26 protein-coding genes are annotated in these 23,975 nt (G+C 70.7%); 12 read left to right on the top strand and 14 right to left on the bottom strand.

Going from position 1 to position 23,975, the window contains the following annotated elements; translation table 11 throughout:
• Window positions 1-132 precede the first annotated feature (132 nt).
• From MTAB308_RS13185 to MTAB308_RS13175, 3 genes are read right to left on the bottom strand one after another with little or no spacing between them, the layout of a single operon-like run.
• Window positions 133-1,005 carry an exodeoxyribonuclease III gene (locus MTAB308_RS13185; RefSeq protein WP_083746517.1) on the bottom strand — a complete coding sequence of 291 codons (873 nt, stop codon included), beginning with the start codon at window positions 1,003-1,005 and terminating at the stop codon, window positions 133-135.
• Window positions 1,006-1,007: 2 nt separating this feature from the next.
• Entirely contained in the window at window positions 1,008-1,757 is a 750-nt protein-coding gene (locus tag MTAB308_RS13180; protein WP_077099813.1) for a GNAT family N-acetyltransferase, cg3035/Rv0428c family, read from the bottom strand.
• Window positions 1,757-2,350 carry a peptide deformylase gene (locus MTAB308_RS13175; RefSeq protein WP_077099812.1) on the bottom strand — a complete coding sequence of 198 codons (594 nt, stop codon included), beginning with the start codon at window positions 2,348-2,350 and terminating at the stop codon, window positions 1,757-1,759. The genes MTAB308_RS13180 and MTAB308_RS13175 overlap by 1 nt, the downstream gene beginning before the upstream one ends.
• 265 nt (window positions 2,351-2,615) lie before the next feature.
• Here MTAB308_RS13175 and napA point away from each other — a divergent pair, with 265 nt between their 5' ends.
• The 6 genes from napA to MTAB308_RS13145 are packed head-to-tail and all read left to right on the top strand — an operon-like array spanning window position 2,616 to window position 6,747.
• Window positions 2,616-2,924: a nucleoid-associated protein NapA gene (napA, locus tag MTAB308_RS13170; RefSeq protein WP_066917645.1), complete on the top strand. Its 309-nt coding sequence runs from the start codon at window positions 2,616-2,618 to the stop codon at window positions 2,922-2,924.
• Between the two features lie 18 nt (window positions 2,925-2,942).
• Window positions 2,943-3,416 (top strand): LytR C-terminal domain-containing protein, encoded by a 474-nt coding sequence (locus tag MTAB308_RS13165; RefSeq protein WP_077099811.1) that lies wholly within the window; start codon window positions 2,943-2,945, stop codon window positions 3,414-3,416.
• Window positions 3,417-3,463: 47 nt separating this feature from the next.
• Window positions 3,464-4,156, top strand: coding sequence for a superoxide dismutase[Cu-Zn] (gene sodC / locus MTAB308_RS13160; protein ID WP_077099810.1), 693 nt, complete (start codon window positions 3,464-3,466; stop codon window positions 4,154-4,156).
• The gene (locus tag MTAB308_RS13155; RefSeq protein ID WP_077099809.1) at window positions 4,137-5,276 is read left to right on the top strand and encodes a glutamate--cysteine ligase; all 1,140 of its coding nucleotides are present in this window, start codon (window positions 4,137-4,139) and stop codon (window positions 5,274-5,276) included. Before sodC ends, MTAB308_RS13155 begins: the two co-directional genes overlap by 20 nt.
• Entirely contained in the window at window positions 5,276-5,917 is a 642-nt protein-coding gene (locus MTAB308_RS13150; RefSeq protein ID WP_077099808.1) for an LON peptidase substrate-binding domain-containing protein, read from the top strand. Before MTAB308_RS13155 ends, MTAB308_RS13150 begins: the two co-directional genes overlap by 1 nt.
• Window positions 5,918-5,928: 11 nt before the next feature.
• On the top strand, window positions 5,929-6,747 hold the full coding sequence (locus MTAB308_RS13145) for an enoyl-CoA hydratase-related protein (RefSeq protein WP_077099807.1): 819 nt from the start codon (window positions 5,929-5,931) through the stop codon (window positions 6,745-6,747).
• Window positions 6,748-6,859: 112 nt separating this feature from the next.
• Here MTAB308_RS13145 and MTAB308_RS13140 read toward each other — a convergent pair whose 3' ends face one another.
• The 3 genes from MTAB308_RS13140 to MTAB308_RS13130 form a co-directional block, all read right to left on the bottom strand.
• On the bottom strand, window positions 6,860-7,768 hold the full coding sequence (locus MTAB308_RS13140) for an SDR family NAD(P)-dependent oxidoreductase (RefSeq protein WP_077099806.1): 909 nt from the start codon (window positions 7,766-7,768) through the stop codon (window positions 6,860-6,862).
• Between the two features lie 17 nt (window positions 7,769-7,785).
• The gene (locus MTAB308_RS13135) at window positions 7,786-9,189 is read right to left on the bottom strand and encodes an MFS transporter (RefSeq protein ID WP_077099805.1); all 1,404 of its coding nucleotides are present in this window, start codon (window positions 9,187-9,189) and stop codon (window positions 7,786-7,788) included.
• 93 nt (window positions 9,190-9,282) lie between these two features.
• Window positions 9,283-10,059 carry a DUF2867 domain-containing protein gene (locus MTAB308_RS13130; protein WP_077099804.1) on the bottom strand — a complete coding sequence of 259 codons (777 nt, stop codon included), beginning with the start codon at window positions 10,057-10,059 and terminating at the stop codon, window positions 9,283-9,285.
• 21 nt (window positions 10,060-10,080) lie between these two features.
• On the opposite strand from MTAB308_RS13130, the gene MTAB308_RS13125 reads away from it, so the two are divergent.
• A complete protein-coding gene (locus MTAB308_RS13125) occupies window positions 10,081-10,677 on the top strand; it encodes a TetR/AcrR family transcriptional regulator (RefSeq protein WP_077099803.1) in 597 nt (198 codons plus the stop codon).
• Here MTAB308_RS13125 and MTAB308_RS13120 read toward each other — a convergent pair.
• The 4 genes from MTAB308_RS13120 to moeA form a co-directional block, all read right to left on the bottom strand.
• On the bottom strand, window positions 10,651-12,825 hold the full coding sequence (locus MTAB308_RS13120; RefSeq protein ID WP_077099802.1) for an AAA family ATPase: 2,175 nt from the start codon (window positions 12,823-12,825) through the stop codon (window positions 10,651-10,653). The two genes, MTAB308_RS13125 and MTAB308_RS13120, sit on opposite strands and share 27 nt — an antisense overlap.
• Window positions 12,822-13,685 carry a CDP-diacylglycerol--serine O-phosphatidyltransferase gene (gene pssA / locus MTAB308_RS13115; RefSeq protein WP_077099801.1) on the bottom strand — a complete coding sequence of 288 codons (864 nt, stop codon included), beginning with the start codon at window positions 13,683-13,685 and terminating at the stop codon, window positions 12,822-12,824. Before pssA ends, MTAB308_RS13120 begins: the two co-directional genes overlap by 4 nt.
• Window positions 13,682-14,404, bottom strand: coding sequence for a phosphatidylserine decarboxylase (locus tag MTAB308_RS13110; RefSeq protein ID WP_077099800.1), 723 nt, complete (start codon window positions 14,402-14,404; stop codon window positions 13,682-13,684). Before MTAB308_RS13110 ends, pssA begins: the two co-directional genes overlap by 4 nt.
• Before the next feature lie 109 nt (window positions 14,405-14,513).
• Window positions 14,514-15,728 carry a molybdopterin molybdotransferase MoeA gene (gene moeA / locus MTAB308_RS13105; RefSeq protein WP_077099799.1) on the bottom strand — a complete coding sequence of 405 codons (1,215 nt, stop codon included), beginning with the start codon at window positions 15,726-15,728 and terminating at the stop codon, window positions 14,514-14,516.
• A 53-nt stretch (window positions 15,729-15,781) separates the two neighbouring features.
• On the opposite strand from moeA, the gene MTAB308_RS13100 reads away from it, so the two are divergent.
• On the top strand, window positions 15,782-16,261 hold the full coding sequence (locus MTAB308_RS13100) for a VOC family protein (protein WP_077099798.1): 480 nt from the start codon (window positions 15,782-15,784) through the stop codon (window positions 16,259-16,261).
• Window positions 16,261-17,703 (top strand): flavin-containing monooxygenase, encoded by a 1,443-nt coding sequence (locus MTAB308_RS13095; protein ID WP_077099797.1) that lies wholly within the window; start codon window positions 16,261-16,263, stop codon window positions 17,701-17,703. Before MTAB308_RS13100 ends, MTAB308_RS13095 begins: the two co-directional genes overlap by 1 nt.
• Before the next feature lie 244 nt (window positions 17,704-17,947).
• On the opposite strand, the gene MTAB308_RS13090 is transcribed toward MTAB308_RS13095, so the two are convergent.
• Both MTAB308_RS13090 and MTAB308_RS13085 read right to left on the bottom strand, forming a co-directional pair.
• Window positions 17,948-18,442, bottom strand: a complete 495-nt coding sequence (locus MTAB308_RS13090; protein ID WP_077099796.1) for a cupin domain-containing protein — start codon at window positions 18,440-18,442, stop codon at window positions 17,948-17,950.
• An 18-nt stretch (window positions 18,443-18,460) separates the two neighbouring features.
• Window positions 18,461-19,372: an SDR family NAD(P)-dependent oxidoreductase gene (locus tag MTAB308_RS13085; RefSeq protein ID WP_077099795.1), complete on the bottom strand. Its 912-nt coding sequence runs from the start codon at window positions 19,370-19,372 to the stop codon at window positions 18,461-18,463.
• A gap of 103 nt (window positions 19,373-19,475) precedes the next feature.
• Here MTAB308_RS13085 and MTAB308_RS13080 point away from each other — a divergent pair, with 103 nt between their 5' ends.
• The 3 genes from MTAB308_RS13080 (at window position 19,476) to MTAB308_RS13070 (ending at window position 22,834) form a co-directional block, all read left to right on the top strand.
• The gene (locus tag MTAB308_RS13080; protein WP_077099794.1) at window positions 19,476-20,042 is read left to right on the top strand and encodes a TetR/AcrR family transcriptional regulator; all 567 of its coding nucleotides are present in this window, start codon (window positions 19,476-19,478) and stop codon (window positions 20,040-20,042) included.
• Between the two features lie 190 nt (window positions 20,043-20,232).
• On the top strand, window positions 20,233-21,858 hold the full coding sequence (groL, locus tag MTAB308_RS13075) for a chaperonin GroEL (protein ID WP_077099793.1): 1,626 nt from the start codon (window positions 20,233-20,235) through the stop codon (window positions 21,856-21,858).
• A 139-nt stretch (window positions 21,859-21,997) separates the two neighbouring features.
• Complete coding sequence (locus MTAB308_RS13070; RefSeq protein WP_077099792.1) at window positions 21,998-22,834, top strand: SDR family NAD(P)-dependent oxidoreductase; 837 nt, start codon at window positions 21,998-22,000, stop codon at window positions 22,832-22,834.
• On the opposite strand, the gene MTAB308_RS13065 is transcribed toward MTAB308_RS13070, so the two are convergent.
• Both MTAB308_RS13065 and MTAB308_RS13060 read right to left on the bottom strand, forming a co-directional pair.
• Entirely contained in the window at window positions 22,808-23,383 is a 576-nt protein-coding gene (locus MTAB308_RS13065) for a carboxymuconolactone decarboxylase family protein (protein WP_077099791.1), read from the bottom strand. The two genes, MTAB308_RS13070 and MTAB308_RS13065, sit on opposite strands and share 27 nt — an antisense overlap.
• On the bottom strand, window positions 23,380-23,769 hold the full coding sequence (locus tag MTAB308_RS13060) for a pyridoxamine 5'-phosphate oxidase family protein (RefSeq protein ID WP_077099790.1): 390 nt from the start codon (window positions 23,767-23,769) through the stop codon (window positions 23,380-23,382). Before MTAB308_RS13060 ends, MTAB308_RS13065 begins: the two co-directional genes overlap by 4 nt.
• Window positions 23,770-23,975 lie beyond the last annotated feature (206 nt).

Genomic DNA, 23,975 nt, shown 5'->3' with positions numbered 1-23,975 from the left:
CTCTCGCTGGGAACCGCGCGGCTACCTGTGTACCCGTTGAACGCAAAGTTAACAGCAACAACGAATTCGTGCTCGATAGCGAAAGCCTGCCACGTTGCAAACGCGCGTACAACGAGAAACTTCAGACCGGGCTCAAATGCTCCTCACATCGATCAGCACCGGCGCATGATCGCTGGGCGCCTTGCCCTTGCGTTCGTCCCGGACGATCTGCGCGCCGGTGACGCGGCCGGCCAGCGCCGGCGAGGCGAGGATGAAGTCGATTCGCATGCCCCGGTTCTTCGGAAACCTCAGCTGGGTGTAGTCCCAGTAAGTGTAGACCGCCGGGCCCGGGGCGAATGGCCTTACCACGTCGGTGAATTGCGCATCGACGATGGCCTCGAACGCGCGGCGCTCCGGCGGGGAGACGTGCGTGGCGCCGGCGTAGAACTCGGTGCTCCACACGTCTTCGTCCGTCGGGGCGATGTTCCAGTCGCCGACCAGGGCGATCGGGGCCGCGGGATCGTCGCGGAGCCAGCCGGCCGCCGTATCGCGCAGCGCGGCAAGCCAATTCAGCTTGTAGGCGTAGTGCGGATCGCCCACGGCGCGGCCGTTGGGCACGTAGAGGCTCCACACCCGGATGCCGCCGCAGGTGGCGCCCAGCGCGCGCGCCTCGGCCGTGGCGGCCACCTCGGGCTTGCCGCTCCAGGTGGGCTGGCCTTCGAAGCCGACCTGCACGTCGTCGATGCCGACGCGAGAGGCGATGGCCACGCCGTTCCACTGATTGAAGCCGACGTGTGCGACCTCGTAGCCGAGTTCGAAGAACGGCAGGGTGGGGAACTGGCTGTCGGAGCACTTGGTCTCCTGCATGGCCAGGACGTCGACGCCGGCCCGGCCCAGCCAGTCCAGGACGCGGTCCAGGCGGGTGCGAATCGAATTGACGTTCCAGGTGGCCAGCCGAAGCGGCGACCGCAAGCGCGGCGAAGCCGGGCGCAGTGTGTCGCCGCCATCAACCGTTCCGTCAGCCATGGCTAGACGGTATCCAGTGGCCGCGCCCGGATGTAGCGGCGACGGTGGTGCAGTCGGAAGCCGAGGGACGCGGCGAGGGCGATCGCGTCGGTGTCCCGGTCGTCGAGCTCCACGTAGGCGCGGGTGGCCCCGCGGCTCGCACCCCAGGCCAACGCCTCCTCGCGCGGCGCCGCCGCCAGCCCCACCCACCGGGTGCCGTCGGGCGCCTCGGTGACCGCCGCGCGCCAGGTGCCGCCGTCGGGTGGCCCGGGCGGCACGCCCGCGAGGTCGCATACCAGGATTTGCTCCGTGTGTTCGGCCGCCGTCCCGGGCGGCAGCGCCAGCAAACGCTCCGGGATGGCCAGCCGCGGCGTCAGGCCACGACGCTCATACCAGGTCACGATCTCGGGGATCGCGGCGGGCCGGGCCGAGATATCCAGTGGCATGGCCGAATTGGCGGCCGGGCCGGCCCCCCGCCCGGAGCGCAGCAGCCAGCCGTCCAGCCAGGCGTGTTCGTCGCCGGGCCGCGCCGCGGCGGCCGCGTGCTCGAGCGCCCGGATGGCGGAGGTGCGCACCGGCGCGTCGGTCAGCGCACGCAGCGCGACCACGTCGGCGGGCGCGAACTCGACCACCGCGCCCGTTTTGGTCCGCACCCGCACCACCGGATCGAGGGCCAGCAGGTGGCCGACGGCATCGGTCAGCGGCGGGACCGACCCGGCGGGGCGCCGGTAGCGAACCGTCACCCGGGTTCCCAGGTCGGGCCACGAAACCATCAGTGACCGAACGGGTCCGGCCCTTCGCCCGGTAGCCACGACAGCCCCGGAACGCCCCAGCCGTGTGACTTCACGGCCCGTTTCGCGCTGCGGGCGTAGCGGCCGATGAGGCGGTCCAGGTAGAGGAAGCCGTCCAGGTGGCCGGTTTCGTGCTGCAGCATCCTCGCGAACAGGCCGGTGCCCTCGATGGTCACCGGGTTGCCGTCGGCGTCGAGCCCGGTGACCCGCGCCCACTTCGCGCGGCCGGTGGGGAACGACTCGCCCGGGACGGACAGGCAGCCCTCTTCGTCGGTGCCCGGGTCGGGCATGGTCTCGGGGATGTCGGAGGTTTCCAGCACCGGGTTGATGACGACACCGCGCTGGCGGTCGGTCAGGCCGCGGTCTTCGGCGCAGTCGTAGACGAAGAGCCGCAGCCCGTGTCCGATCTGGTTGGCGGCCAGGCCGACGCCGTGCGCGGCGTCCATGGTGTCGTACATGGTGGCGATCAGCTCGGGCAGGTCGGCCGGCAGCGAACCGTCGGCGCCGACGGGCACCGGCGCCGTCGGGGTGTGCAGGATGGGATCTCCCACGATCCGGATGGGTACGACTGCCATGGTCGGAAAGCTTAGGCGGGTCGACGATGCACGCCGCAAGGCGGCGTGAGGTGGGGGTCCCCCCGCTTGCGGGGGAGAGGCGGGCGATCGGGTCGATGATGCGGGGCGGGGGAGCCGGGGCGAATCGCGGCCAATCGGCCGACTCGCGGGTCTGCATTACGGCTTGAGGGTTCGCGGCGTGGTTCAATATTCGCCGAAACACGCCCCTATATATGAGTCATTCGAAACCCGTTGAGCATCGCCGGAAGGGTCCAGGGGAAGCGATATGGACAGCGCCATGGCGCGGGCAAATCGATCGGGGGACGACGCTGACATCGCCGATGGCCTCACCCGCCGTGAACACGACATCCTGGCGTTCGAACGCCAGTGGTGGAAGTACGCCGGGGTCAAGGAAGACGCCATCAAGGAGTTGTTCTCGATGTCGGCGACGCGCTACTACCAGGTGCTCAACGCGTTAGTCGATCGACCCGAGGCGCTGGCCGCCGACCCGATGCTGGTGAAGCGGCTGCGACGGCTGCGCGCCAGCCGGCAAAAGGCGCGGGCCGCCCGCCGCCTCGGCTTCGAGGTGACCTAACTCGCTACAGTGGGCTCGATGAAAGAGCGCGTTCCCGATTCCACGGGGCTGCCCCTCCGGGCCATGGTGATGGTGCTGCTGTTCCTGGGCGTCATCTTCCTGCTGCTCGGCTGGCAGGCGCTGAGTTCCTCGGGGAAGTCCGACGACGACTCGGCGTCGGCCGTGTCCAGCGCGACCAGCAGCGTCAGCTCGTCGGCGACCACCAGCAGCGCACCGGCGAACCAGGCCGAGGTTCGCATCTACAACATCTCCAACAAAGAGGGCGTCGCCGCGCGCACCAAGGATCAGCTCACGGCCGCCGGTTTCAAGGTGACCGACGTCGGCAACCTGCCGCTGTCGGACGTGACGGCCACCACCGTCTACTACACCGACGCCGACGGTGAGCACGCCACCGCCGACGCGGTGGGGAAAAACCTGGGAGCGCCCGTCCAGCCGCGGATTCCGGCGCTGAGCGCCCAGCCGCCCGGCGTCATCGTGCTCGTGACGGGCTGACGTTGGCGCTGCTCCAATTTCGCGGACCGTCGGGCTAGGCTTCCGCTATGCCCAAGCACCGCAATGCCGCTGCCGCCGCCGTGTCCGCAATCGCATTGGTAAGTGCGTGCTCGTCGCCCCAGCACGCGTCGACGGTCCCCGGCACCACGCCGGCGATCTGGACCGGAGCGAGCGCGCCGTCGCCCACCTCGGGCACCGACGGCGCCGAGCAGCAGCCGGCGGGGCAGAGCCTGACCACCCAGCTGAAGACGCCCGACGGCATCCAGGTCGCGACCGCAAAGTTCGATTTCAGCAACGGCTACGCCACCATCACCATCGCGACGTCCGGCCCGGGGCACCTCGCGCCCGGCTTTCACGGGGTGCACATCCACAAGGTGGGCAAGTGCGAGCCGAATTCGACGGCCCCGACCGGCGGCGCGCCCGGCGACTTCCTGTCCGCCGGCGGCCACTTCCAGGCGCCCGGGCATTCCGCCGAGCCGGCCAGCGGCGACCTGACGTCGCTTCAGGTCCGCAAGGACGGCGTGGGCATGCTGGTCACCACCACGGACGCGTTCGCCATGGAGGACCTGACGTCCGGCGAGAAGACGGCGATTGTCATTCACGCCGGCGCCGACAACTTCGCCAACATTCCGCCGGAGCGCTACAGCCAAACCAACGGAACGCCGGGCCCCGACCAGATGACGATGACGACCGGTGACGCCGGCAAGCGGGTGGCGTGCGGTGTCATCGGCGCCGGCTAGCAGGTCTCGAACCCGCATCGATTTCGCACCCTCGCCACGCCCGACGATCGGGGTGGAGTGGGAGTTCGCGCTCGTCGACGCGCAGACCCGCGACCTGAGCAACGAGGCCACCGCGGTCATCGCCGAGATCGGCGAAAACCCGCGCGTGCACAAGGAATTGCTGCGCAACACCGTCGAGGTGGTCAGCGGCATCTGTGACTGCACCGCGCAAGCGATGGAAGACCTGGGCGAGACGCTGCGCCCGGCCCGCCGGGTGGTCCGGGACCGCGGCATGGAGCTGTTCTGCGCGGGCACCCATCCGTTCGCCCGGTGGTCCGCCCAGAAGCTGACCGACGCCCCGCGCTACGCCGAGCTGATCAAACGCACCCAGTGGTGGGGCCGCCAGATGATGATCTGGGGGGTGCACGTCCACGTCGGGATCTCCTCGGCGAACAAGGTGATGCCGATCATGACCTCACTGCTCAAGTACTACCCGCACCTGCTGGCGCTGTCGGCGTCGTCGCCGTGGTGGGGCGGTGAGGACACCGGATACGCCAGCAACCGCGCCATGATGTTTCAGCAACTGCCGACCGCCGGGTTGCCGTTTCACTTTCAGCGGTGGTCGGAGTTCGAGGGTTTCGTGCACGACCAGAAGAAGACCGGCATCATCGACCACATGGACGAAATTCGTTGGGACATCAGGCCTTCGCCGCACCTGGGCACCCTCGAGGTGCGGGTCTGCGACGGCGTGTCCAACCTGCGCGAGCTCGGGGCGCTGGTCGCGTTGACGCATTGCCTGGTCGTCGACCTCGACCGCAGGCTCGACGCGGGCGAGACCCTGCCCACCATGCCGCCCTGGCACGTGCAGGAGAACAAGTGGCGCGCCGCCCGTTACGGCCTGGACGCGGTGATCATCCTGGACGCCGAAAGCAACGAGCGGCTGGTTACCGACGACCTCGACGACGTGCTGACCCGGCTGGAGCCGGTCGCGAAGTCGCTGCAGTGCGCCGACGAGCTGCGCGCGGTGGCCGACATCGCGGCCCACGGCGCGTCTTACCAGCGCCAGCGGCGGGTGGCCGAGGAACACGACGGCGACCTGCGCGCGGTCGTCGACGCGCTGGTGGCGGAGCTGGACATCTGATGGCCGGCACCGAACCCGTTGAGCGGGCGATGTTCCCGCTCGAGTCGGCGCTGCTGCCCGGCGAGGAGCTGCCGTTGCGCATCTTCGAGCCCCGCTACGCGGCGCTGGTGCGGCGCTGCCTGGACGACGGCGAACCGTTCGGCGTCGTGCTGATCGCGCGGGGCCGCGAGGTCGGCGGCGGCGATGCGCGATGCGACGTCGGCGTGCTGTCCCGGATCGCCGAACACGCCGACCTCGGTGCGGGCCGATACGCGTTGCGCTGCCGGACCGGCGAGCGGATCCGGGTGCGCGAGTGGCTGCCCGACGATCCGTATCCGCGCGCGACGGTGACCGTGTGGCCCGACGAGCCGGGGGAGCCGGTGACCGCCGCGCAGCTGGTCGAGATCGAGGACCGCGTGATGGCGTTGTTCGAGCGGATAGCCGCGGTCCGCGATGCCCGGCTGCCCGAGCGCGAAGAGCTCCTGGGTCGCGTTGAGGGCGATGCCGGGCAACGGCTGTTCGCGTTGGCGTCCCGCATCCCGATCGGCACGGCCGACCGCTACAGCGTGCTGTCGGCGCCGTCGGCCGCCGATCGATTCGCGGCGCTCGACGATGCCGTGGACGCGCTTGCCGACATGGTGGAGTTCCAGCTGTCCGAATAGGGGGCAACGTGATGAGCGCCGACGTGACTGTCGACATCAGCGAGGGCGTGGCGGTGCTGACGCTGAATCGCCCCGACCATCTCAACGCCTACACCGCCGACATGGGCCGGCTGCTGAGCCGGGCCTACCGGGAGTGCGACGGCGACGACGCCGTTCGCGCCCTCGTGGTGACCGGGGCGGGCCGCGCCTTCTGCGTGGGAGCGGACTTCTCGGGCAACATCTCGCCGTTCGAGTCCCCGGCGGACGACAGCGGCTTTTCGGCGTCGCCGATCGACCCGGCCGCGTTCGAGTTGCGCAAGCCGGTGATCGCCGCCCTCAACGGCCACGCGATCGGCATCGGCCTGACGATCGCGCTGCAGGCCGACATCCGCATCGTCGCCGAAGACGCCAAATACGGTGTGGTGCAAGTGCGCCGGGGGGTGATCCCCGACTGCGCGTCGCACTGGACCCTGACGCATCTGGCCACGCTGGGGGTGGCCGCCGAGCTGCTGCTCACGGGCCGCACCTTCACCGGCGCCGAGGCGGTGGCCCTCGGCGTCGCGAATCGGGCGCTGCCGGCCGAGCGGGTGCTCGAGCACGCGCGCGAGATGGCCCGCGACATCGCGGCCCACGTGGCCCCGATGTCGGCGGCGCTGTGCAAGCGGCTGCTGTGGGACAGCGCGATCAACGACTACACCCCGCGGCAGGTCGCTTCGCTGGAAACCCAGCTGCACCAGCGCGTGATGGGCACCGCCGATGCCCGCGAGGGGGTCAGCGCGTTCCTGGATCGCCGGCCGCCGCGGTTCAGCTCGCGGCTGTCGGCGGATTGGCGGGAGCTGCCGGAGCCGTGACTCGCTCGGGTTGCCGAGCGTGCGTTGACGCACTTGACTGTGAACCCACGGCGCGATTTCGGTCATGATGCCGCCCGGCGCGCGCACTCGAATGCCTGCGAGCGCACTCGAATCATGCTCTGTCACAACACTTTTTGGAGATGATCCACCAGTCGGCCGCACGCTGCTCGTCGCGCGCGTAGGGCGCGACCGCGTCGCTGATCCGGCAGTCTTCCAGGTACAGGGCGCCCCTGCCTGCCAGCTCCGGGCTGACCGCGGCCCACACCTGGGTGGCCGCGCCTTGCTCGGGCGTGACGAGGTCGAGGGCGCCGGCGCGGGCGGCGGTCAGCTCGCGCAGCCGGGCGAAGTCTGCGCGGGACATGTAGCGCCCCAGTGACGTTGCCACGGTGCCCGGGTGCACGGCGTAGGCGCGGATTCCCGACCCCCGCAGCCGCCGGTCCGCCTCGACGATGTGGAGGATGTTCGCGGTCTTGGACGCGCCGTATGCGACGAACTTGTCGTATTCCCTGCTTTCCCAGTTGGGGTCGTCGAAGTCGACGTCACCCATGACGTGGCCTCCCGACGACAGGGCGATGATGCGCGCGCTTCCCGCGGCGGCCAGTTGCGCGACGAGCAGGCGGGTGAGCTCGAAGTGCCCGAAATGGTTTGTGCCGATCTGGGTTTCGAAACCGTCGCGGGTCCGGCCGAACGGCGTGAACATGACGCCGGCGTTGTTCATCAGGACGTCGATCACCGGTGCGATGTCGCCGATCGCGCTCGCCGCGGCGCGAACGCCGGCCAGCGCGGTGAGGTCCAGCGGCACCGCCGAGATCCGGGCGCCGGGCGCCTCGCCCGCTATCCACTGGGCCGTGTGCGCCAGGGCGTCGGGGTCGCGTGCCGTCAGAACGACGTGCGCGCCGGCGGCGGCCAGCGCCCGCGCCGACTCGCGGCCCAAGCCGGAGGAGGCGCCCGTGATCACACACGTCTTGCCCGACAGGTCGATTCCCTCGACGACCTGCAGGGCGGTGGGGCGTTGCGTCATGGTCGATGACAGTAGCGCTACCGCGCGGGGTGGAGCTCCAACGTCATCGTGTCGGCAGCGGGCTGCGCCGGTGCGACCGCGTTTTTGATGCCGAGGCCACCGATGACGGCGCCCACGAAGAACAATGCCGCACTGACCTGAAGCAGCCGGGTGAAGCTGGCGTCGGTCAGCCGGTTGGCGGTGATCAGTCCCACGCAGGCCACGGCGATCAGCGCGGAGGTGCGCCCCGTTGCGTTCTGGATCGCGGCGGCGATGCCGCTGTGCGCGGACTTGACGGCGGACAAGCTGACCGCGGTCAGCGGCGTGATGGCCAGGACCATGCCGACGGCCAAGAGCATCCTGCCCGGCAGCACGTCGGAGATGAGGTGAAATCCGTGCGCGGTGGGGCGGATCAGCAGCAGCCCCGCCCCGGCCAGCGCCGGACCGACGATCAGGAAGACCCGGTGCCCGAGCCGGGCGGCCAATCCGCCGACGCCGCGGGCGAACACGAAGGACATGATCGGGCTGGGCAGGGTCGTCAGGCCCGCGGCGGTGGCCGAATACCCCGCGACCTCTTGCAGGTACAGGCCGAGGGCCAACGAGCCCATCGTGATGCCGCCGTAGACGAACGCGGTGACCATGTTGGCCCCGGCGAAATTGCGGGTCGCGAACAGGCTGAGCGGCAGCATCGGGTGCGGGGTGCGACGCTGCCACGCCACGAACGCCAGCAGGGCCGCGATCCCCACCGCCAGCGCCGCCCGGACCAGGGGATCGCCCCAGCCCCGGCGGCCCTGCTCGATCAGCGCGTACACCGTGGCGGCCAGTCCGACCGCCGACAGTGCCGCGCCCGCGACGTCGACCCGGGCGCGATCGGCGGGCGCGGGCGTCCGGTGCAGCGAAAACGTCAGCGCGAAACCGATGGCCATCGGGATCGCCGACAAGACGTAGATCCAGCGCCAGCTCAGGAAGTCCACGGCCAGCCCGCCCAGCAGCGGTCCCACCGCGAAGGCGGTGCTGGTCCAGGCGGTCCACGACCCGATCGCCGCGGGCCGGTCGGGGGGGTCGAACGACGAGTTGATCAGTGCCAGCGAGCCGGGCACCAAAAACGCGCCGCCCAACCCCTGGACGAGGCGCCCGGCGATCAGCGTCGCCGGGGTGCCCGCGGTGGCCGCCAGCACCGAACCCGCCCCAAAGGCCGCCAGGCCGAAGCGCAGCACCGGGATGCGACCGAACAGATCGGAGATGGCGCCGCCCGGCAGCACCATGGCCGCCACGGCCAACAGGTAGCCGTCGACGACCCATTGCTGCGAGCACATGCCCCCGCCCAGCTCGCGCGCGGTGGCCGGCAGAGCCAGATTCACCACCGTGCCGTCGAGGAAGACGACCGTCGACACCAGGATCGCCACCGTCATGACGCGCGTGGTCTGCGCGGCCGTGATCATCGCGGCGACTCGTCGTTCATGGACTCTTCTCCATGCTGTTAGGTAGGCGACCGGGTTACAGCTACGTGGTCACGAACGAACGAGCGACACGGTTCACGCGTGTGCCGCAATGCGTTTCACCAGTTGCGGCGCCACGTCCCGATGCAGCGGTCCGATCACGGCCCAGACCGTTCGGGCGGCGATCTTGTGGCCGTAGCGCACGCGGGTGGTGAGCGTGGCCCGGCCGTCCCGGCGGCGCAGCGTCAGCTCGCCGCGCAGCAGCGGACCGCCCGTCGTCAGCACGACCTCGTCGCGATCCGAGCGCGTGATCGGCCAACCGATGATGTGCTGGGGCGAGGAATACGGGCCCAGCCGAAGCCTCAGGACGTGGCGGTGAATCCAGAGCACCCACCTCCCGCCCGCGGCCGGCCGATCGCCCACGGCGTCGCGGAAGGCTTGCTCGGCGGTGCGCGAATCACCCTGAGCCATCGGCGCTTCGAAGACGTCGGTGTAATCGGCTCCGGTCGCCGCCACCGCGATGCGCTGCAGCGTCCACCGCACCGCGACGCGGTGACCGCCGGTGCCGATGACGAGGGCGCGATAGGCCTTGCCGTGGAGGCCGGGGAACGCCGCCCACGTCAGCGCGCGCAGCCGGGTGCGGCGCGCCGACTCGGCCTCCACCTCGAACACCCAGCGATAGATCGCGAACGGGTGGCGGCCCTTCAGCGCGAACCGCTCGGGAGCGGTCGCCTCGTCCAACACGAACCCGGCCGGGACGGTCGAGGGGTCGTGCGGGTCGCGGCACATCACCCGCAGCAGCGCCGACCACGTGTCTTCGCGATTCGCGTCGACGGTTATGGCATGCTCATCGATATAGGGTAATCGTTCCATATAGAAGGAATGTACTAGATCATGGCGCCACCGCGGAAGCACGAAACCGATGTGATCCTCGACGCAGCCCGCGCGCTCGTGCTCGACGGCGGGCCGCGCGCCGCGAGCGTCGCGGCGATCTCCAAGGCGAGCGGCGCGCCCGCGGGCACGCTGTATCACCGGTTCGGCAATCGCGACGGCATCCTGACGGCGGCGTGGCTGCGGGCACTGGAACGCTTTCAGGCGCGGGCGCTGGCCGCCGACGGCGCTACCCCCGCCGACACCGCGGTGGCGATGGCCGTGGCGGGCATCGGTTTCGCGCGCGACCTTCCCGACGATGCCCGGCTGTTGCTGACGATCCGACCGGGCGACCTGCTCGACGGCGAGCCGGACGCGGCGTTCCGGGAGACGCTCGCCGCCATGAACGCGCCGCTGAGCGCGCGCGTCGCGGCCCTGGCGCGGCAGCTGTACGGGCGCGGGGACAGACGATCGGTCGATGCCGTCGCGCGGGCGGTCGCCGATCTGCCGTATGCGGTGGTGCGGCGCCATGCGCACGACGAGCCGATGCCGAAATGGCTGGAGGCCGACGTCGCGGCGTCGGTTCGGGCAGTGTTAGAGAGTTTTCGCGAACGCGCGTAACGCGTCCACCTGCGCGGGATCCAGCGACGGGCGCACGGTCTTGCGGGCCGCCGCGAGGTCGGCGGCCGTCACGTGGGAGGCGTCGATGGATCGCCGCATGGCGCCCAGGGCGGCCTCCCGCAGCAGGGCCACGCAGTCGGCGGCGCTGTAGCCGTCGAGGCCGGCGGCCACCTCGTCGAGGTCGACGTCGTCGCTCAGTGGAATGGATTTGCCTGCGGTGCGCAGGATTTCGCCGCGGGCCGCGGCGTCGGGCGGCTCGACGAACACGAGCCGCTCCAGCCGGCCGGGCCGCAGCAGGGCGGGGTCGATCAGGTCGGGCCGGTTGGTGGCGCCCAGTACCACGACATCGCGCAGCGGGTCGATCCCGTCCAGCTCGGTCAGCAGCGCGGCCACCACCCGGTCGGTCACACCGGAGTCGAAGCTTTGCCCCCGCCGGGGCGCCAGCGCGTCCACCTCGTCGAGGAAAACCAGCGACGGCGCCGAGTCCCGGGCCCGCCGAAACAGTTCGCGCACCGCCTTTTCCGAGCTGCCCACCCACTTGTCCATCAGCTCGGAGCCCTTGACGGCGTGCACGGACAGTTGGCCGGTGCTGGCCAGGGCGCGGACCACGAACGTCTTGCCGCACCCGGGCGGGCCGTACAGCAGCACCCCCCGCGGCGGGTCGACGCCCAGCCGGGCGAACGTGTCGGGATGCTGCAGCGGCCACAGCACCGCTTCGGTCAGCGCCTGCCTGGCCTCGGCCATGTCGCCCACGTCGGCGAGCGTGACGTTCCCGACGGTCAATTCCGCACTGGCCGAACGGGACAGCGGCCGGATGACGGTCAGCGCGCCGACGAGGTCGTCCTGGCTCAGCTTGGGCGGTTGGCCGTCGGCGCTGGCCCGCGACGCTGCCCGCAGCGCGGCCTCGCGCACCAGGGCGGCGAGGTCGGCGACGACGAAACCCGGTGTGCGCGCTGCGATCTCGTCGAGCTGCAGATCGCCGGTGGGCACCGGCTTGAGCAGCGCCTCCAGCAGCGCCTTGCGGGTGCCGCCGTCGGGCAGCGCCAGGCCCAGCTCGCGGTCGCACAGGTCGGGCGCGCGCATCCTTGCGTCGAGCTGGTCCGGCTGTGCCGAGGTGGCGATCAGCGCGACGCCACCGGTGGCGACCGCGGTGCGCAGCTCGCCCAGGATCAGGGCGGCCACCGGCTCGGCGGTGGCGGGCAACAGCGCGTCGACGTCGGCGATCAGCAGCACCCCGCCGCCGTCGCGAACCTTGTGCACCGCCGCGGCAACCGCTTTCAGCCGATCGTCGGCGGCCAGCGCGCCCACCTCGGGCCCGTCGAGCTCGATCAGCCTGCGCCCGTCGGACACCGCGCGCACCAGCGTCACCTTGCCGACGCCGGCCGGGCCCGACACCAGCACCCCGAGGTTGGTGCCGGCGCCCAGGCTCTTGAGCAGGTGCGGTTCGTCGAGCGAGAGCTTGAGCCATTCGGCGAGTTTGGCGGCCTGCGGCTGCGAGCCCTTGAGTTCCTCGATGAGGATCTCCGGGGTGCCGGTGCTCAGTTGTTGGTGCGATCCGGGAATCCCGGCCGGGGCCCCGGTTCCCCAGCTGACCAACGAGTTCGGCTGCACGCTGACCGGGCCCTCGGGATCGGCGCCGGTGACGGTCAACAGCTCCGAGGTCCAGCTGATCCCGACCGAGGCGGCCAGCGCTCGGGTGGCGGCCGACGTCGAGGTCCCCGGCCCCAGATCGCGGGGCAGCAGCGACACGGCGTCGCCGACGGTCATCACCTTGCCCAGCAGCGCCTGGCGCAGCGTGACCGGCGTGATGGAGTTGACGGCCATCGACGAGCCGGACAGCGTCACCGAGCGCGCACCGTAGACGACGACCGCGCCGACGATCACCGCGGTGCCCTCCCGCAGCCCGGCGTTGGACAGCGTCACGTCATCGAGCAGCACGATGCCGACCGGCGTGTCCGGGCCGGCCAGGCCGACGACCGCCGCCGTCGTCCGCGATCCGGTGAGCGACACCGCGTCCCATTCCCGGATGCCAAGGGCGGCAACGGCATTCGGATGCAGCCGGACGACGCCGCGGCGCGAGTCGACGGCGGAGGTGTTCAGCCGCGCGGTGAGGGTGAGCTGACGGCCCTCGCCGGAGGCCGGGATCATCGCAGGCGCCCGCTCGGCTTCCGCAGCCCCAACCGCGTCATCGACCGGCCCCTCGGCTGCGCCCGGCGGTTTGCGCGCCGCACGGCGCGCTGCTGCTTGGGCTGGTCGCCCCACACCTCCGGATGCCTGTCCAGCCAGCGCTTGTTGCGGACGGCGAACGGGACGTGGCACAGGTAGGCGATGATGATCACCCAGATCGTGATGAAGGGTTGCAACACCGCGGCGGCGGCGAAGACCACCAGCACCAGCAGCACCGCGGTGGCGTAGTTCGGCGGCACCCGCACGGCGTGCATCTTTTTCATGGGGATCCCGCTGACCATCAGCATCGACGTCCCGGTCACCCAGATGCACAGGAACCACACCGAGGTCCACCAGCCCTCACCGAACTGCAGCTTGAGCCCCATCAGGCCGATCATCGAGACCGCGCCCGCGGGCGCCGGCATCCCGACGAAGAATTCGTGCGCATGGGCCGGCTGTGTACCGTCGTCGGCCAGCGCGTTGTAGCGCGCCAGCCGCAACACGACGCACACCGCATACAGCAGCACCACCACCCAGCCGATCGGCCACCGCGACAGCATCGACACGTAGAGCACCAGCGCGGGCGTCACCCCGAAATTCACCGCGTCGGCCAGCGAGTCGATCTCCGCGCCCATCCGCGACTGGGCGTCGAGCATGCGGGCCACCCGGCCGTCGAGCCCGTCCAGGATGGCGGCGGCGACGATCAGGGCCATCGCGGGCACCGGCTGGTGCAGAAGGGCAAACCGGATGGAGGTCAGCCCGGCGCAGATGGACAGCACCGTCATCGCGCTGGGCAGGATCTGCAGGTTCACCGTGCGCCTGCCGCGGGGCTTGTCGGTCATGGCAGCTCGGCCAACACGGTCTCGCCGCCGACGGCGCGCTGGCCGACCTTGACCAGCGGTTCCGTCCCGGGCGGCAGGTAGGTGTCCAGCCGCGAGCCGAACCGGATCAGGCCGTAGGTTTCACCGACCGTCAGCTTGTCCCCGACGTGGGCGTCGCAGACGATGCGGCGCGCCAGCAGTCCCGCGATCTGCACGGCCACGACGTCGGCGCCGGTGTCGGTCCGGATCCGCAGGCTGGTGCGTTCGTTCTCGGTGCTGGCCGCGGCCAGGTCGGCCGACCCGAACCGGCCCGGCCGGTGCTGCACCGCGATCACCGCGCCGCTCACCGGGGCCCGCTGCACGTGGGCGTCCAGCAGCGACAGGAAGATGCTGACCCGCGGCAGCGGGGTGTCGCCCATGCTCAACTCGGCGGGCGGGGCCGCCGAGTCGATCACGCAGATCTCGCCGTCGGCGGGCGCCACGATCGCGCCCGGCCGGGTGGGCGGCACCCGCTTGGGGTGCCGGAAGAACCCCGCGCAGGCGGCGGCGGCCAGCAGGCCCGCCCGTCGCACCCATCGGTGGTTGCGTCCGACAAGGGCGGTCGCCAGGCCGGCGGCGACGAACGGTCGGCCGGCCGGGTGAACGGGTGGAACGGCGGAGCGCACCAACTCGAGGGCGTGTTGCGGGCTGAAGGCCGGGTCCTCGGCGGTGGGGCCCACGGTGCGGGGGCGTCTTGCCACGCGGCCATCTTACGGAGCCTCGAGGGCGGCCGGGTACGCCGCCGCGGACGCGGGTGATGGTCGCCGCCGCCGGCATCGCGATCCGCTGCGGCCGCGCCTTCGACCAGCCTCAGCTCAGGTCCCAGACCTGCAGCTCGGTTCCTTCGGACACCTCGACGACGTCTTCGGGGATGTCCAGCAGCCCGTTGGCCGACGCCAGCCACCGCAAGTGGTGGGACGCCGGCGGGCCGTAGCTGGTGACGGTGCCGACCCCGTCTTTGGAGCGGTTCAGGAGGGCGCGCCGGAACTGGCGCTTGCCGCGCGGCGATGTCAGCGATTCGGCGAGCACCGCCGGGCGGTGCGGTCGCTCCGGATCCGGCAGGCCCATCGCCCGGCGCAGCGCGGGGCGGATGAAGACCTCGAAGGACACCAGCGCGCTGACCGGATTGCCGGGCAGGGTGACGATCGTCGCGCCGGCCACCCGCCCGATGCCTTGCGGCATCCCGGGCTGCATCGCCACCTTGACGAACTCCACCCCCTGGTCCCCGTCGCGGCCGAACGCGTCCTTGACGACCTCGTAGGCGCCTGCGCTGACGCCGCCGCTGGTGATGATCAGGTCGGCGTCGGCGGCGTAGCGGTCGAGGATCGAACTGAACTGCGCGACATCGTCCTCGGCGGTCGCGACGGCGACCACCTCGGCGCCGGCGTCACGGACGGCGCCGGCCAGCATGATCGAGTTGGACTCGTAGATCTGCCCGGGCAGCAGCGGCTCCCCCGGCGACACCAGCTCCGAACCGGTGGACATCACCAACACCCGTTGGCGCGGAATCACCGGCAGTTCCGGCATTCCCAGCGCCGCCGCCAGCCCGAGCACCGCCGGAGTCACCACCTGACCCTTGCGCAGCACGGTGGTGCCCGGGGCGACGTCCTCGCCCGCCCGGCGGATGTGCGCGCCGACCGGGCGCGGCCGGTGGATCGCCACCGATTCCGCGCCGCCGTCGGTGTCCTCGACCGGCACGACGGCCGTCGTCCCGGCCGGCACCGGCGCGCCCGTCATGATCCGGTGCGCGGTGTTCGGTTGCAGCGTCAGCTCGTCGGTGCGCCCGGCCGGGATGTCCTCGGCGACTTCCAACACCACCGGGCGTTCCGGGGTGGCGTCCGCAACGTCCTCGGCGCGCACCGCGTAGCCGTCCATCGCGGAGTTGTCGAAGACCGGCAGCGCCAACCGGGCGACCACGTCGTCGGCCAACACCAAACCCTGGGCCTGTGCCAGCGCAACCGCGACCGACGGGCGGGCGCGGATCATCTCCGCTACGACTCGCTGATGCTCTTCGACTGACCGCACCCGGCCATTATCGGCCTCCCCGATCGGCGCATCGCGGACGTAAGGTTGAGAACGTGATTACCGGGTTGGCCCACGCCGGGGTGTGCGTTCCGGATTGCGAGGCGGCGGTGGCGTTCTACCGCGACGTATTGGGCCTGCGTGTGCTCTCGCCGCCCTACGTCATGAGCGGTAATGCCATTCGCGAGGACATGGGCGAGCTGGTGTCCGACCCGAGCATGAAGGCGGCCATCGTCGGCTTCGGTGACGACGGTGACCGGGTGCTCGAGGTGATCGAATACCTCAACGTCGACGGCAGCGGCGACGCCGAGCGGGCCCTGACCGATCACGGGCTGTCGCACGTCGGGCTGATCTGTGAGGACCTCGACGCCACCCGCGCCGAACTGGAGAGCAAGGGAGTGCGGTTCTTGGTCAGCGGGATCGCGGACGTCGCACGGGTCCGCACCACCTGGTTCGTCGATCCGTGGGGCGTGGTGTTCATCCTCGTGGAGAAGAGCCGGCCCGAGCGACCGTACTTCGCGCAGTTCGGGGCGTGATGCCCCGAAAAACGACGGTAGGGATCATCGGCGCCGGTGCCGGGGGCATCGCGATGGGCATCCAGCTGGCGCAGGGCGGCTACGACTTCACCATCTTCGACCGCGCGGACGGGTTCGGCGGGACCTGGCGGCACAACACCTTCCCGGGCGCGGCCTGCGACGTGCCGTCGCACCTGTACTCGTTTTCGTTTGCGCCCAATCCGCGGTGGAGCAAGACCTACGCGAACCAGCCCGAGATCCTGGCGTATCTGGAAAAGGTCGCCGCCGACCACGGGCTGGGTCCGCACCTGCGGCCCCACACCGCGATCGCCACGGTGCGGTGGTCGGACGAGCGGCGGCGGTGGACGCTGACCACCGGCGACGGCGCCCAGCACGACTTCGACGTCGTGGTGAGCGCCGTCGGGATGCTCGACGTGCCGCACGTTCCGGAAATACGCGGCGCACATCGATTTCGAGGGCGCCAATTCCATTCGGCGCGTTGGGATCACAGCAAGTCGACCGCCGGAGAGCGGGTCGCGTCCATCGGCACGGGCGCCAGCGCCATCCAGTACGTGCCCGCGATCGCACCAAAGACCGCGCACCTCACGGTGTTTCAGCGGACCCCGATCTGGATCGCCCCGCGCTTCGACTTCCCGTTCACGCCCGAACAGCACGAGGAGTTCGAGCGCCACCCCGAGATGGCGCGCAAGCTGCGCGACGAGGCCTTCGACGCCTACGAATCGTCGAGCTTCGACGTCGACGCCGCGCAGACGCGCGAGGCCACCGAGCTCGCGCGCAGCTACCTGAGGCGCAAGGTGACCGACCCCGAGCTGCGCGCGAAGCTGACGCCCGACTATCCCGCCGGCTGCAAGCGGCCGTTGATGTCGCGCGAGTGGTATCCCACTTTCGCGTTGCCGAACGTGGCCCTGGAAACGACCGCGATCGCCGAGCTGACCGAGCGCGGGGTGCGCACCGCCGACGGCGTCGAACACCGCGTCGACACCGTCATCTACGGCACCGGTTTCCAGGCCGCCGACTACCTGGCGAGCATCGACGTGTACGGGACCGGCGGCCGCCACCTACGCGACGAGTGGAGCCGTGGCGCCGAAGCCTACCTCGGCACGCTGATCGCCGGGTATCCGAACTTCTTCACGCTCTACGGCCCAAACACCAACGGCGTCAACTCGATTCTGTACATCCACGAGGCGCAGACCACGTTCGTCCGCCGCATCCTCGACGTGATGGGCGACCGCGGCGCGCGCACGATCGAGGTCACCGCGGACGCGCAGCGTCGCTACAACGACGAGATTCAGGCCGCCATGGCGGGCAAGGTGTGGCTCGCCTGCAACAACTACTTCCGGCATCCCAGCGGCAAGGTCGTCACGCAGTTGCCGTACAGCGGCCGGAGGTTCTACGAACGCACCCGCGAACTGGTCGACGGCGACTACCGCTTCGACCGGTGACTGGTCGGGGGCCTGAGCCGGCGCCCGCGGACTCTGGCGGATGCGGTCGGGACGCGCCTGAGGCTGGGCCGCCTCGGCCGCTTGACCCGCTCGGCGGTCCTGACGGGGGCGCTGTACGCCGTCTCGACCTTCATCCGCAACCATGCCGCCGCGCGCTTCGACCTCACCTGCACGGCCACACACTACGTCGCACCCGCGCCGGGTATCGGTGCGCAGCACCGAAAGTTCGCGCACCGTTAACCGACTACTGCACCCAGTAGTTATCGTGGCGGATGAACCACTCCCGGCGTTGGTCATCGGTCATGTCGGCCAGCGCGGCGAAGCCCTCGAAGTAGGCCTCCCGCGGCGCCCCGGGGGCGAACAGCATCAGGACCGACGCCGGTTCGTCGGCCTCGTTGCGGAAGCCGTGCACCCCGCCGGGCGGCACGTAGAGGAAATCGCCGGGATGCCCGTCGACCCACTCGTTGCCCTCGTAGAGCTTCATCGTCCCGGACAGGACGAAAAACGCCTCGGACATGGCCCGGTGGAAGTGGGCCGGCGGGCCGCCGCCGGCCGGGGCGATGTCGACGCGGTACAGGCCGTAGTCGCCGCCGGTGGCCCGCTGGTTGGCCAAATAGTGGTACCGGGTCCCGAAGGTTTCGTAGTCGGCCGGCTCGTCGGCGCGCTTGAGCCAGGCGCTGACCTCCGGCTCGTCCTTGGTGTAGCGGGGCGGTGGATAGGGCGGAACGGCGAGGGACATGCCTTTAGTGTTACCCCGTCAGTCGACGGGATAGGCCACCCCGGTGAGCTCCTCGGAGACCGCCCACAGCCGGCGCTGCGTCGCGACGTCGTGCGACTTCTCGCTGGACGCAACGAGTTTCGGGTAGCCGCGCTGCTCGGCGAACCCGTCGGGGCCGTAGTACTGGCCGCCGAGCACGCCGGGGTCGGTCGCGGCGCGCAGCGTCGGCAGGGCGCCCATGTCCGGGCCCTGGAACAGCGGCATCAGCGCGGACGCGAAGCGCAGGACCGGCGCGGGCAGGTTGCGGACGAGCTCGGTCCGCGAACCGCCGGGGTGCGCGGCCGCGGCGATCGTCGTTCCGTGTGGCGCGAGCCGGCGCTGCAGTTCGTAGGTGAACAACAGGTTGGCGAGCTTGGACTGCCCGTAGGCGCCCACGCGGCTGTAGCCGCGTTCCCACTGCAGGTCGTCGAAGTGGATGTCGGCGCGGATGCGGTGGCCCATGCTGCTGACGGTCACGACCCTGGAGCCGGCGACCGGCAGCAGCCGGTCCAGCAGCAGCCCGGTGAAGGCGAAGTGGCCGAGGTGGTTGGTGCCGAATTGCAGCTCGAAGCCGTCCTTGGTGGTGGACTTCGGCGTCCACATCACGCCCGCGTTGTTGATCAGCAGGTCGATGCGGTCGTGCGCGGAGCGCAGCTGCTCGGCCGCGGCGCGAATGGACTCCAGCGACGTCAGGTCCAGCTCCTGCAGCGCGACGTCGGCGTGGGGGCTGTGCGCGGTGATCCGGGCCGCGGCGTCCTTGCCCTTGTCCAGGTTGCGCACCGCCAGCACCACGTGGGCGCCGTGGTCGGCGAGCGCCAGCGCGGTCTCGTAGCCGAGGCCGGTGTTGGCTCCGGTGATGACGGCGACGCGACCGGTCTGGTCGGGAATGTCCGCGGTGGTCCACTTGGCCATGGCTGGCTCCTCGAACTAGTAGAGTAAACGGGGCGAGCGCTCCGGTTGTTGCCCACTATACGGAACGCGCGCCCCGCTTTGTCAACTCCTAGGTGGTGAACAGATGGCGCAACCCGCCCGCCCGCTGCGCGCCGACGCGGCGCGCAACCGCGCGCGCGTGCTGGACGTCGCCTACGAGACCTTCGCGGCCGAGGGGCTGGCGGTGCCCATCGACGAGATCGCCCGGCGCGCCGGGGTCGGCGCCGGCACCGTGTATCGGCACTTCCCGACGAAGGAGGCGCTGTTCCAGGCGGTCACCGAAGACCGGATGAGGCACCTCGTCGACGACGGGCGGGCCCTGCTCGCCTCCGCCGGGCCGGGCGAGGCGCTCTTCAGTTTCCTGCGCTCGATGGTGCTGCAATGGGGCGCGACGGATCGCGGCCTGGTCGACGCGCTGGCCGGGCTGGGGATCGACATCGCCTGCGCCGCGCCCGAGGCCGAGGACGCGTTCAAGGCCTTGCTCGGCGAGCTGCTGAGCGCCGCGCAGGAAGCGGGCACCGCCCGGCGCGACATCGACATGCGCGATCTGAAGACCATCCTGGTCGGATGCCAGGCGATGCAGGCCCACGACTCGGCGCTGGCCGAGCGGGTGACCGACGTCGTCATCGACGGTTTACGCGCTGGGCGATAACCGGGGGCCGTTCTTGCACTCGGCATGGGCGAGTGCTAAGAATGACGTTGGCACTCGCGACCAGCGAGTGCTAGGTCGGGACGGTGAGGCTCGGCTGTGTCGTCGCCCGACGACGTCAGCTGCGCCGTCCGTCGCGGGCACTGCACCCGGCCAGGACGTGTCATCCCCAATCCGGAGGAATCACTTCGCAATGGCCAAGACAATTGCGTACGACGAAGAGGCCCGTCGCGGCCTCGAGCGCGGGCTGAACGCCCTCGCCGACGCGGTAAAGGTGACGTTGGGCCCCAAGGGCCGCAACGTCGTCCTGGAGAAGAAGTGGGGTGCCCCCACGATCACCAACGATGGTGTGTCCATCGCCAAGGAGATCGAGCTGGAGGACCCCTACGAGAAGATCGGCGCCGAGCTGGTCAAGGAAGTCGCCAAGAAGACCGACGACGTCGCCGGTGACGGCACCACGACGGCCACGGTGCTGGCCCAGGCGTTGGTCAAGGAGGGCCTGCGCAACGTAGCCGCGGGCGCCAACCCGCTGGCGCTCAAGCGCGGCATCGAGAAGGCCGTCGAGAAGGTCACCGAGACCCTGCTGAAGTCGGCCAAGGACGTCGAGACCAAGGAGCAGATCGCCGCCACCGCCGCGATCTCCGCGGGCGACCAGTCGATCGGTGACCTGATCGCCGAGGCGATGGACAAGGTCGGCAACGAGGGCGTCATCACCGTCGAGGAGTCCAACACCTTCGGCCTGCAGCTGGAGCTCACCGAGGGCATGCGGTTCGACAAGGGCTACATCTCGGGCTACTTCGTCACCGACGCCGAGCGTCAGGAAGCGGTCCTGGAAGACCCCTTCATCCTGCTGGTCAGCTCCAAGGTGTCGACCGTCAAGGACCTGCTGCCGCTGCTGGAGAAGGTCATCCAGGCCGGCAAGCCGCTGCTGATCATCGCCGAGGACGTCGAGGGCGAGGCTCTGAGCACCCTGGTCGTCAACAAGATCCGCGGCACCTTCAAGTCGGTGGCGGTCAAGGCCCCCGGCTTCGGCGACCGCCGCAAGGCGATGCTGCAGGACATGGCGATCCTAACCGGCGGCCAGGTGATCAGCGAGGAGGTCGGCCTGTCGCTGGAGAGCGCCGACGTCGCGCTGCTCGGCAAGGCCCGCAAGGTCGTCGTCACCAAGGACGAGACCACCATCGTCGAGGGCGCCGGTGACACCGACGCCATCGCCGGGCGGGTGGCCCAGATCCGCCAGGAGATCGAGAACAGCGACTCCGACTACGACCGCGAGAAGCTGCAGGAGCGCCTGGCCAAGCTGGCCGGCGGTGTTGCGGTGATCAAGGCCGGCGCCGCCACCGAGGTGGAGCTCAAGGAGCGCAAGCACCGCATCGAGGACGCGGTGCGCAACGCCAAGGCCGCCGTCGAGGAGGGCATCGTCGCCGGTGGCGGCGTGGCCCTGCTGCAAGCGGCTCCGACGCTGGACGAGCTGAAGCTCACCGGCGACGAGGCCACCGGCGCCAACATCGTCAAGGTGGCGCTGGAGGCTCCGCTGAAGCAGATCGCCTTCAACTCCGGGCTGGAGCCCGGCGTTGTCGCCGAGAAGGTCCGCAACTCGCCCGCCGGAACCGGCCTGAACGCCGCCTCCGGTGAGTACGAGGACCTGCTCAAGGCCGGCGTTGCCGACCCGGTCAAGGTGACCCGCTCGGCGCTGCAGAACGCGGCGTCCATCGCGGCGCTGTTCCTGACGACCGAGGCCGTCGTCGCCGACAAGCCGGAGAAGGCGGCCGCTCCCGCGGGCGACCCGACCGGTGGCATGGGCGGTATGGACTTCTAGCAAGTCAATGAGAAAGCCCGGTCTGCGTTGCAGGCCGGGCTTTTTCGTGCGCCGAGCGTGAGCTCAGGGCGGGATTTCGGCGATTCCTCCGCCCTGGCTTCACGTTCGGCGCGCAGGGCCGCCTTGTACGTTTAACCGCGTGGCCCTCCCGACTCCCTCACCCACCGGTACCGCCGTCGTGACCGGGGCGTCGTCGGGCATCGGCGCCGACATCGCCCGGGAGCTGGCCGGCCGCGGCCACGGCGTCACGCTCGTCGCCCGCCGCGAAGACCGGCTGCGCGAGCTGGCCGACGAACTCGCCGGCGTCGTGCGCGTCGAGGTGATCGCCTGCGATGTCGCCGACGCGGCGGCCCGCGCCGGCCTCCTCGACGAGGTCGAGCGCCGCGGGTTGACCGTCGACGTCCTGGTCAACAACGCCGGCATCGGCACCATCGGGTCGGTGACGAAAACGCGAGTCGACGACGAGATCGCCCAGGTGCGGGTCAACGTCGAGGCCGTCATCGACCTCACCACCCGGGCCGTGCAGCAGATGGTGCCGCGCGGACGCGGCGCCATCCTCAACCTCGGATCCACCGCGGGCTACCACCCCTTCCCGGGGCAAGCCGGCTACGCCGCCACCAAGGCGTTCGTGAGGACCTACACCGAGGGGGTGCGCGGCGAGCTGGCCGGCACCGGCGTCACCGTCGCGCTGCTGTGCCCGGGCCCGGTGCGCACCGAGTTCCTGAAAAACGCGGGGATGGATGAGCGGACCTTTGCCGACGCGTTCCCGAAGTTCCTGTGGATGCCGTCGCGCGACGTGGCGCGCGTCGGGGTCGACGCGCTGGAGCACGACCGCGGCACGGTGATCGCCGGGCTGCCGAGCCAGCTGTCCACGCGGCTGTTCCAGTTCCTGCCGCGACGGGTGCTGTTGCCGCTGCTGAAGAACCAGCATCCGGGCCTGAAAAGGGACTTAGGCGGGGACCGGTCGGCCCGCTGAGGGCCAGCGCCGCATCCAACCTTCCACCGGCAGCGCGAGCGCGTTGCACAGCGTGCAGATCGTGCGGTACCAGCCGACGGCGGTCAGCAGTTCGATCCGCTGCTCGTCGTCCAGGTCGCGCCCGAGCGCCGCCCAGGTCGGCTCCGACCACGAGCCGGTGCGTTCCAGTTCGTCCACCGCCTCGATCAGCGTCCGCTCGGCCGGGCTCCACCGCGGGTCGTCCGCGCCGCCCGTGACCAGGGCGTCGCACTCGTCGTCGCTGACGCCCGCGATCGGGCCCCAGAACGCCGCCTGCCCGCCCCACTCGTACCGGCAGCCGACCAGTGCGCAGGTGCGCAGGATGGCGATGGTGCGGGTCCGCGGCGGCAAAAGCGCTGCGACATAGAGTGATTCGCCGAGCTTGCGCAGCCGGCTCGCGAGCGCCGGATGGCGTTGCAGGCAACGCACCAGAAGCAGCGGCTCGTAGGTGCGGTCCGGGTGACCCCAGCTGTTGATGCCGGTGGCGTCTTCCTCGCTCCACGGCGGGGCGAGTGGCGCGACGCGGCTCACAGCGAGAACACCACGCAGTCGTGCAGGCACCCTTTGGCGGCGCTGGGGGAGTCGGCTTCGCGGTGCAGCAGCGCGCGCTCCGGCACGACGCCCAAGCGGACGGTCTCGCCGGGCGCGTCTGTCACTTCGGCCCTGCCGTCGACGATCAGCGAGTAGCCGCCGGGCTCGCGCGGGGGCCACAGGAGGGTGACTTCGCCGCGCCGGGCCAGATTCTCCCGCGTGCGCCCGCCGATGAGGCCGACGTCGAGAGTGGCCTCGTCCATTCGCGGCTCGACGGTCACCGTGTGGGGTCGATGGTCGTCGCCGACCGTGATCAGGTATGCAAACGGAAAGTCCGGGAGCGCGGCGGCGAGCCGCTCAAGGTCCACCTTCTTCTTGGTGCGCATGCGTTCAGACTAGGCCGCTCGTGGCGATCGCAAGCGCGGCGTAGCCGGGCGCAGCGGGTTGCCACCGTGGGGCCAGTGGCGATCGCAAGCGCGGCGTAGCCGGGCGCAGCGGGTTGCCACCGTGGGGCCAGTGGCGATCGCAAGCGCGGCGTAGCCGGGCGCAGCGGGTCGCCACCGTGGGGCCAGTGGCGATCGCGAGCGCGGCG

Source organism: Mycobacterium terramassiliense, from assembly GCF_900157385.1.
GTDB classification, from domain to species: domain Bacteria; phylum Actinomycetota; class Actinomycetes; order Mycobacteriales; family Mycobacteriaceae; genus Mycobacterium; species Mycobacterium terramassiliense.
The sequence above is the reverse complement of the archived record's forward strand: the minus strand, read 5'-3'. Positions and strand labels throughout refer to the sequence as shown.

Coding starts and splice junctions, on each gene's coding strand:
- MTAB308_RS13185 (WP_083746517.1), bottom strand. CDS start 1,005: ATGGCTGACGGAACGGTTGATGGCGGCGACACACTGCGCCCGGCTTCG.
- MTAB308_RS13180 (WP_077099813.1), bottom strand. CDS start 1,757: ATGGTTTCGTGGCCCGACCTGGGAACCCGGGTGACGGTTCGCTACCGG.
- MTAB308_RS13175 (WP_077099812.1), bottom strand. CDS start 2,350: ATGGCAGTCGTACCCATCCGGATCGTGGGAGATCCCATCCTGCACACC.
- napA (WP_066917645.1), top strand. CDS start 2,616: ATGGACAGCGCCATGGCGCGGGCAAATCGATCGGGGGACGACGCTGAC.
- MTAB308_RS13165 (WP_077099811.1), top strand. CDS start 2,943: ATGAAAGAGCGCGTTCCCGATTCCACGGGGCTGCCCCTCCGGGCCATG.
- sodC (WP_077099810.1), top strand. CDS start 3,464: ATGCCCAAGCACCGCAATGCCGCTGCCGCCGCCGTGTCCGCAATCGCA.
- MTAB308_RS13150 (WP_077099808.1), top strand. CDS start 5,276: ATGGCCGGCACCGAACCCGTTGAGCGGGCGATGTTCCCGCTCGAGTCG.
- MTAB308_RS13145 (WP_077099807.1), top strand. CDS start 5,929: ATGAGCGCCGACGTGACTGTCGACATCAGCGAGGGCGTGGCGGTGCTG.
- MTAB308_RS13140 (WP_077099806.1), bottom strand. CDS start 7,768: ATGACGCAACGCCCCACCGCCCTGCAGGTCGTCGAGGGAATCGACCTG.
- MTAB308_RS13135 (WP_077099805.1), bottom strand. CDS start 9,189: ATGATCACGGCCGCGCAGACCACGCGCGTCATGACGGTGGCGATCCTG.
- MTAB308_RS13130 (WP_077099804.1), bottom strand. CDS start 10,059: ATGGAACGATTACCCTATATCGATGAGCATGCCATAACCGTCGACGCG.
- MTAB308_RS13125 (WP_077099803.1), top strand. CDS start 10,081: ATGGCGCCACCGCGGAAGCACGAAACCGATGTGATCCTCGACGCAGCC.
- MTAB308_RS13120 (WP_077099802.1), bottom strand. CDS start 12,825: ATGATCCCGGCCTCCGGCGAGGGCCGTCAGCTCACCCTCACCGCGCGG.
- pssA (WP_077099801.1), bottom strand. CDS start 13,685: ATGACCGACAAGCCCCGCGGCAGGCGCACGGTGAACCTGCAGATCCTG.
- MTAB308_RS13095 (WP_077099797.1), top strand. CDS start 16,261: ATGCCCCGAAAAACGACGGTAGGGATCATCGGCGCCGGTGCCGGGGGC.
- MTAB308_RS13090 (WP_077099796.1), bottom strand. CDS start 18,442: ATGTCCCTCGCCGTTCCGCCCTATCCACCGCCCCGCTACACCAAGGAC.
- MTAB308_RS13085 (WP_077099795.1), bottom strand. CDS start 19,372: ATGGCCAAGTGGACCACCGCGGACATTCCCGACCAGACCGGTCGCGTC.
- MTAB308_RS13080 (WP_077099794.1), top strand. CDS start 19,476: ATGGCGCAACCCGCCCGCCCGCTGCGCGCCGACGCGGCGCGCAACCGC.
- groL (WP_077099793.1), top strand. CDS start 20,233: ATGGCCAAGACAATTGCGTACGACGAAGAGGCCCGTCGCGGCCTCGAG.
- MTAB308_RS13060 (WP_077099790.1), bottom strand. CDS start 23,769: ATGCGCACCAAGAAGAAGGTGGACCTTGAGCGGCTCGCCGCCGCGCTC.